The following is a 6477-nucleotide window of genomic DNA, read 5'->3' on the forward strand; positions in this document are numbered from 1 at the left end:
GCTGGAACACGAAGCCGACCTGGCGCTCGCGCACATGCGTGTCGGAAGCGTCCTGGCCGTCCAGCAGCACGCGCCCGCGGTCGGCCTGCTCCAGACCAGCAATGATGCGCAGCAGCGTCGTCTTGCCGCAGCCCGACGGGCCGAGCRGAGCCACCAGCTCGCCGGTCGGGAATTCCAGCGACACGTCACCCAAGGCGGTGAAGTTGCCGAAGCTCTTGTGGATGTTCTGAACCTGGATACCCATCATTCGCTCCCGTGCGACGACTGGCTGGCGCGCCACTCGATGAATTGCTTGATCACCAGTGTCACCAGCGCCAGCAGCGCGAGCAGTGAGGCCACGGCGAAGGCGGCCGCGAACTGGTATTCGTTGTAGAGGATCTCGACGTGCAAAGGCAGCGTGTTGGTCAGGCCGCGAATGTGGCCCGAGACGACCGACACCGCGCCGAACTCGCCCATGGCGCGTGCATTGCACAGGATGACGCCGTACAGCAGGCCCCACTTGATGTTGGGCAGCGTGACGCGGCGGAAGGTCTGCCAGCCGCTGGCGCCGAGCACGGTCGCGGCTTCCTCCTCGTCCTTGCCTTGCGCCTGCATCAGCGGGATCAGCTCGCGGGCGACGAAGGGGAAGGTCACGAAGACGGTCGCCAGCACGATGCCAGGCACGGCGAAGATGATCTTCACGTCGTGAGCCTGCAGCCAGGGGCCGAACCAGCCCTGGGCGCCGAAGATCAGCACATACATCAGGCCGGCCACGACGGGTGAGACCGAGAAGGGCAGGTCGATCAACGTGATCAGCAGCTGCTTGCCGCGGAACTCATGCTTGGCGATCAGCCACGACGCGCTCAGGCCGAACACCAGGTTCAACGGCACGGCGATGGCCGTCGCGATCAGCGTCAGTTTGATGGCGGAGAAGGTTTCCTCTTCGGCGATGGACKCGAAGTACACCTCCCAGCCCTTGCGCAGCGCCTCGGTGAACACGGCCACCAGCGGCAGCAGCAGGAAGACGGCGAAGAAGGTCAGGCCCAGCGCCAGCAGCGTGAAACGCACCGCGGGCGATTCGCGCGTGGCCGGGTTGTCCTGATACTTGGCGCGGGCACGCGGTGGTGCGAGGTGCAAAGCCGTGCTCATCGCTTTCCTCCCCGGCGCGAACTCCAGGCCTGCAGGCCGTTGATGGCCAGCAGCAGCACAAAGCTGACGATCAGCATGACGGCCGCGATCGCCGTGGCGCYCACGTAGTCGTACTGCTCCAGCTTGGCAATGATCATCAGCGGCGTGATCTCGCTGACCATGGGGATGTTGCCGGCGATGAAGATGACCGAGCCGTACTCGCCGACGGCGCGCGCAAAGGCCAGCGCGAAGCCGGTCAGCAAGGCGGGCAGCAGCGTGGGCAACACGACATAGCGGAAGGTCGTCCAGCGCTGGGCGCCGAGTGATGCCGCGGCTTCTTCCAACTCGGTCTCCATGTCCTCCAGCACCGGCTGCACCGTGCGCACGATGAAGGGCAGGCCGATGAAGATCAGCGCCAGCAGGATGCCCAGCGGCGTGAAGGCGATCTTGATGTCGTACTTGGCGAAGAGGGCGCCGACCCAGCCGTTGGGTGCGTACAGCGCCGTCAAGGCGATGCCGGCGACGGCCGTGGGCAGGGCGAAGGGCAGGTCGATGAGGGCGTCGACCAGCTTCTTGCCCGGGAACTCGTAGCGGACGATGCACCAGGCCAGGATGAGACCGAAGAAGAGGTTGATGAAGGCGGCGATCAGGGACGCGCCGAAGCTCAGGCGGTAGGAGGCCATCACGCGGGGCGCGGTGGCGGMGGCCCAGAAGGCGTCGAAGCCGTGGCCCGAGGACTTCAGGAAGACCGCTGCCAGCGGCACCAGCACGATCAGCGACAGATAGAACAGCGTGAAGCCCAGCGTCGGCGCGAAGCCGGGCAGCACGCGGCGGCGTGCCGAGAGAAACAAGGCCATCAGCGTTTGATCCCGGCCATGACTTGGTCGAACGAGCCACCGTCGGCAAAGTGGGTCTTGCTGACCTTGGCCCAGCCGCCCAGCGTCTGGTCGACGGTGAAGAGCTTGATGTTGGCGAAGCGTTGTGCGTGCTTCTTGAAGATGGCCGGGTCGCGCGGACGGAAGTTGTTCTTGGCGATGATTTCCTGGCCTTCCGGGCTCCAGTGGAAGTCGAGGTAGGCCTTGGCCAGTGCCGCGCTGCCTTTCTTGGCCGCGACCTTGTCGACGATGGCCACCGGCGCGTCGGTCTCGATGGAGATGCTGGGGTTGACCTGCTCGAACTGGCCCTTGCCGAACTCGTTCTCGATCAGTTCGACCTCGGCCTCGAAGGTGACGAGCACGTCACCGATGCCGCGCTGCGTGAAGGTCGTCGTTGCGCCGCGGCCGCCACCGTCCAGTACCGGCACATTGGTCAGCACCTTGGTCACCAGCTCCTTGGCCTGGGCCTCGCTGCCGCCAGTGGCGATGACGCTGCCCCAGATGGCCAGATAGCTGTAGCGGCCGTTGCCGGTGACCTTGGGGTTGGGGATGATGACCTGCACGCCGGGGCGGGCCAGGTCGCTCCAGTCCTTGATGCCCTTGGGGTTGCCCTTGCGCACGAGGAAGGTCATCGTCGACGAATAGGGCGCCGCGTTGTTCGGGAAGCGGCTGCGCCAGTCGGCCGGCGTCAGGCCGGCGCTGGCGAGCTGGTCGACGTCGGTGGCCTGGTTCATCGTCACGACGTCGGCCTCCAGGCCGCCGATGACGGCGCCGATCTGCTTGCTGGAGCCGCCGTGGCTCTGGTTGACGGTCACGGCCTGGCCCTTGGCCTTCTGCGCGGCAACGAAGGCCGGGTTGATCTGCTTGTAGAGCTCGCGGGCGACGTCGTAGGAGACATTGAGCAGCGTCGCGTCCGAGGCCAGGGCGGGCAGGGCGGCCGTGGCTGCAATCAGCGCGACCAGGGCACGGCGGGTGGGCAGGAAAGGGGGCATGACTGGGCCGTCGGGTGAACGAAAGCCGAGAGGGTGCCCAAAGTCTCTTATTCGCGGAAGGACAGTTTTCTTATTTCCTTATTCGTTCCAAGGCATTGAGTGGCGCGCTGCTTGCTAATCTCATGAGCATGCCGTTTGCCCTTGACCACCCCTCGACCGCCTCGCTGCTGCTGGAAAGCACGGGTRAAGGCATCTTCGGCATCGACATGGCCGGCTGCTGCACCTTCGTCAACCGTGCCGCCTGCGAGGCTCTGGGCTGGCGCACGGAACAGGTGCTGGGCCGCAACATGCATGAGCTGATCCACCACTCGCGAGAAAGTGGTGCCCACTATCCGGAGTGCGACTGCCCCATCTTCAACGCCTTTCGCCGTGGCGAGCCCTGCCGCATTGACGACGAGGTGCTGTGGCGGGCCGACGGCAGCGCTTTCCCCGCCGAATATTCGAGCTACCCCGTCATCGAGGCCGGGGAGGTGCAGGGCGCTGTCGTCACCTTCGTTGACATCTCGGCGCGCCGCCAGGCCGAGGCGCTGCTGCGCGCCAGCCACGACGAGTTGGAGCAGCGCGTGGCCGGGCGCACCGCCGAGCTGCGCGAGCTGGCCCACCACCTGGAGGCGGTGCGCGAGACCGAGCGCAAGCGCATCGCCCGCGAGATCCATGACGAACTCGGCTCGCTGCTCGTCGCGCTGAAGATGGACCTGGACTGGCTGGCCCGCCGCGTCGGCGACGCGACACAGCGTGAGCCCATGGTGGACAAGTGCCAGCGCATGGGCGGCCTGGTGGACACCGCTGTCGACTCGGTCGGCCGCATCATCACGGACCTGCGCCCCAGCATCCTGGACCATCAGGGCCTGTGGGCGGCGTTGGAGTGGCAGGCCCAGGAATTCGAGCTGGCTGGCAGCGACGAGCGCCAGGTCGACTTCAAGATGCACGTGGCCGCCGACGTGGTTCCGCCGGAAGGGGGCCTGGCCATCGCGGTGTTCCGCATCTTCCAGGAGGTGCTGTCCAACATCGCCCGGCACGCGCGGGCGCGGCACGTGGCCATCCGCCTCGACGTGGACGCGCCGCCAGGGCCGGTGCTCTACCTGCAGGTGCGCGACGATGGCGTGGGCGCGGCGCCCGAGGCGCTCAACGATGCGCGCAGCTACGGCGTGCTGGGCATGCGCGAGCGGGCGGGACATTTTGGCGGGCGAGTGGGCATCGAGAGTTTTCCAGGGCGGGGCACGACGGTGCGGCTCGTGATGCCGTTGGAGCAAGCATGATCCGTGTGCTGATTTGCGATGACCACCTCATCGTCCGCCAAGGCATCAAGCAGGTGCTGGCTGAGGCCGAGGATGTGCAAGTGGTCGGTGAGGCTGCCAACGGCCCGGACGCCATCCAGCGAGTGCGCGTCGGTGGGGTCGACGTCGTGCTGCTGGATATCGCCATGCCTCAGCGCGACGGCCTGGACATCCTGAAGGCGCTGAAGTCCGAGTTCCCGAAGCTGCCGGTGCTGATGCTGTCCACCTACCCGGACCGCCAATACGCCGTGCGCAGCTTGAAGCTCGGCGCGGCCGGCTACCTGAACAAGAGCGCGGACAGCGAACAGATGATCGACGCCGTGCGCAGCGTCGCCCGCGGCAAGCTCTTCATCACGCCCAGCGTGGCCGAGCAGCTGGCCGGCGCCATCGGCGCGGGCGGGCCGGGCGGAGGCCGGCAGGCCGACGAGACGCAGCCGCTGCACGAACTGCTGTCGCACCGCGAATACCAGGTCTTCAAACTGCTGGCGGCCGGCCGCAGCGTGGGCGAGATCGCCGAACAGCTGGTGCTCTCGCCCAATACCGTGTCCACCTACCGCGCCCGGGTGCTGGAGAAGATCGGCGTGCGCAATGATGTCGAGCTGGCGCTGTTCGCGGTGCGCATGGAGCAGGCGGGATAGGACCGCTCTCCCGAGAAGTGAAACCATGTTTCGTTTTGCGCGGTACATTGCCGACCGCATGCATCACCGCGCCGGTCGGCGCACAGAGAGAACTTCATGAGCGTCACCCAGCAAATCGCCGAAGCCTTCACCGCCGCCCGCGCCGCCGGCCTTGCGATCGCAGCCTACCCCGGCACGCCGCCCGCGACGCTGGCCGAGGCCTATGCCATCCAGGCCGCCGCCATCGCGCGCTGGCCCGATGCGGTCAAGGGCTGGAAGGTCGCCCGTGTGAACCCGGCGTTCGCAGCGCAGTTCCCTGAAGAGCGCCTCATCGGGCCCGCCTTTGCCGCCAACGTCCACCACGTGGCACAAGGTGTTGCCGCGCAATGCCCGGTCTTCGACGGTGGCTTTGCGGCGGTCGAGGCCGAAGTCGTCATCGTCGTCGCGGCCGATGCGCCGGCAGGCAAAGCCGACTGGACGGCCGACACCGTCGCCCCGCTGGTCAAGTCCATGCACATCGGCGTGGAAGTCGCCAGCAGCCCGCTGGCGACGCTGAACGACATCGGCCCGGGGGCAGTCATCTCCGACTTCGGCAACAACTGGGGCGTCGTCGTCGGTGCCGAGATTGCCAACTGGCGCGAGCTGGAAACCATCGATGTGGAGACCTTTATCGACGGCCAGTCGGTCGGCACCGGCAAGGTCGCCATCAAGCCAGGGCCTCTCGGCGCGCTGGCCTTCACGCTGAACAAGCGGGCCCAGCAGGGCGAGATCCTGCGGGCCGGCGACGTCATCTCGACCGGCATGATCACCGGCGTGCACGATATCCGCATCGGCCAGCAGTCGCGGCATGTGTTTGCGGGCGTGGGCGAGGTGCAGGTGCAGATCACGCGTGCGGCGGGCACGGGTCGCTGATMCAGATCACAGTGCTGATCGCCTCAAGCGAGTGCGCGCTCATCGCGCTCATTCAAGCCGCGGGGATCGCTTCACGGCAGCTTCTGCATTCCTCGCTGCACGGCCAGTTCCGCGACCTTCCGGCCGAGAGCCGTGGCGTGCTCATCAGCCGTGCGGGTGTGAATGCCTGCCCAGATCCGGGCATTCTCGATCTCCGTCGCCGCCTGGGAGAAGCTGCTGAAATGACGCGTCAGCGCGTTGTTGAAGGTGGCGCTGAAGGGCACGCCGTCGTTGCCGAACAGCAGTTGGAGCGACCTGGACCAGGCGCCTGACGTCGCCGAATGGCCGGAGAGGTAGTCCGGGTGCGGCGGCGTGTTGATCAACGGCTCCCAGGTCGGGTCCGCATTGCTCGAAGCGGCGCGGATGGCCGTCAGCGGGCGCCAGGTGCCCATCTTGCGCTTGACCTCCCAGCTGGCGATCACGGCGTCGAGCGCGGCCATGTTGATGATGGCGAAGATCCGGGCGTTCTCCGGCGTCGACGTGCCCTTGGCGGTGGCGGCGGCGCGCGCGGCGGCGTTCCACATCTGGCCGCCGTTTATCAGCGTGAAGATGGCCGCCGCCGTCTGGTCGGCAGTTCGCTCGGTGGAGTTGCGCCCACCCAGGCGCCTCACCTCGTCGAGTTCCTTGGCGTATTGCACGCTGTCAATCGCCAACGGGC

Annotated in this window: 8 protein-coding genes; 3 read left to right on the forward strand and 5 right to left on the reverse strand. The window is 66.9% G+C overall.

Annotation, left to right across the window (positions count from 1 at the left end; all coding sequences use genetic code 11):
- The 4 genes from ACXJKR_RS20900 to ACXJKR_RS20915 all read right to left on the reverse strand — a co-directional run.
- On the reverse strand, positions 1-244 hold a 244-nt coding region (locus tag ACXJKR_RS20900), incomplete at its 3' end, for an ATP-binding cassette domain-containing protein (RefSeq protein ID WP_457324450.1).
- Positions 244-1128, reverse strand: a complete 885-nt coding sequence (gene cysW / locus ACXJKR_RS20905; protein WP_457324451.1) for a sulfate ABC transporter permease subunit CysW — start codon at positions 1126-1128, stop codon at positions 244-246. The genes ACXJKR_RS20900 and cysW, both read right to left, overlap by 1 nt.
- A complete protein-coding gene (gene cysT / locus ACXJKR_RS20910; protein ID WP_457324452.1) occupies positions 1125-1964 on the reverse strand; it encodes a sulfate ABC transporter permease subunit CysT in 840 nt (279 codons plus the stop codon). Before cysT ends, cysW begins: the two co-directional genes overlap by 4 nt.
- On the reverse strand, positions 1964-2974 hold the full coding sequence (locus ACXJKR_RS20915) for a sulfate ABC transporter substrate-binding protein (RefSeq protein WP_457324453.1): 1011 nt from the start codon (positions 2972-2974) through the stop codon (positions 1964-1966). The genes cysT and ACXJKR_RS20915 overlap by 1 nt, the downstream gene beginning before the upstream one ends.
- Positions 2975-3102: 128 nt before the next feature.
- Between ACXJKR_RS20915 and ACXJKR_RS20920 the strand changes: the two genes are divergently transcribed.
- The 3 genes from ACXJKR_RS20920 (at position 3103) to ACXJKR_RS20930 (ending at position 5780) form a co-directional block, all read left to right on the forward strand.
- Positions 3103-4233: a PAS domain-containing sensor histidine kinase gene (locus ACXJKR_RS20920; RefSeq protein ID WP_457324454.1), complete on the forward strand. Its 1131-nt coding sequence runs from the start codon at positions 3103-3105 to the stop codon at positions 4231-4233.
- Positions 4230-4889 carry a response regulator gene (locus ACXJKR_RS20925; RefSeq protein ID WP_457324455.1) on the forward strand — a complete coding sequence of 220 codons (660 nt, stop codon included), beginning with the start codon at positions 4230-4232 and terminating at the stop codon, positions 4887-4889. The genes ACXJKR_RS20920 and ACXJKR_RS20925 overlap by 4 nt, the downstream gene beginning before the upstream one ends.
- A 96-nt stretch (positions 4890-4985) precedes the next feature.
- The gene (locus tag ACXJKR_RS20930) at positions 4986-5780 is read left to right on the forward strand and encodes a hypothetical protein (protein ID WP_457324456.1); all 795 of its coding nucleotides are present in this window, start codon (positions 4986-4988) and stop codon (positions 5778-5780) included.
- Positions 5781-5851: 71 nt separating this feature from the next.
- Here the strand turns inward: ACXJKR_RS20930 and ACXJKR_RS20935 are convergent.
- A partial coding sequence (locus tag ACXJKR_RS20935; protein ID WP_457324457.1) for a vanadium-dependent haloperoxidase occupies positions 5852-6477 on the reverse strand: 626 nt, incomplete at its 5' end.

This window comes from Roseateles sp. P5_E11 (genome assembly GCF_054049355.1).

Coding starts and splice junctions, on each gene's coding strand:
- ACXJKR_RS20915 (WP_457324453.1), bottom strand. CDS start 2,974: ATGCCCCCTTTCCTGCCCACCCGCCGTGCCCTGGTCGCGCTGATTGCA.
- ACXJKR_RS20925 (WP_457324455.1), top strand. CDS start 4,230: ATGATCCGTGTGCTGATTTGCGATGACCACCTCATCGTCCGCCAAGGC.
- ACXJKR_RS20930 (WP_457324456.1), top strand. CDS start 4,986: ATGAGCGTCACCCAGCAAATCGCCGAAGCCTTCACCGCCGCCCGCGCC.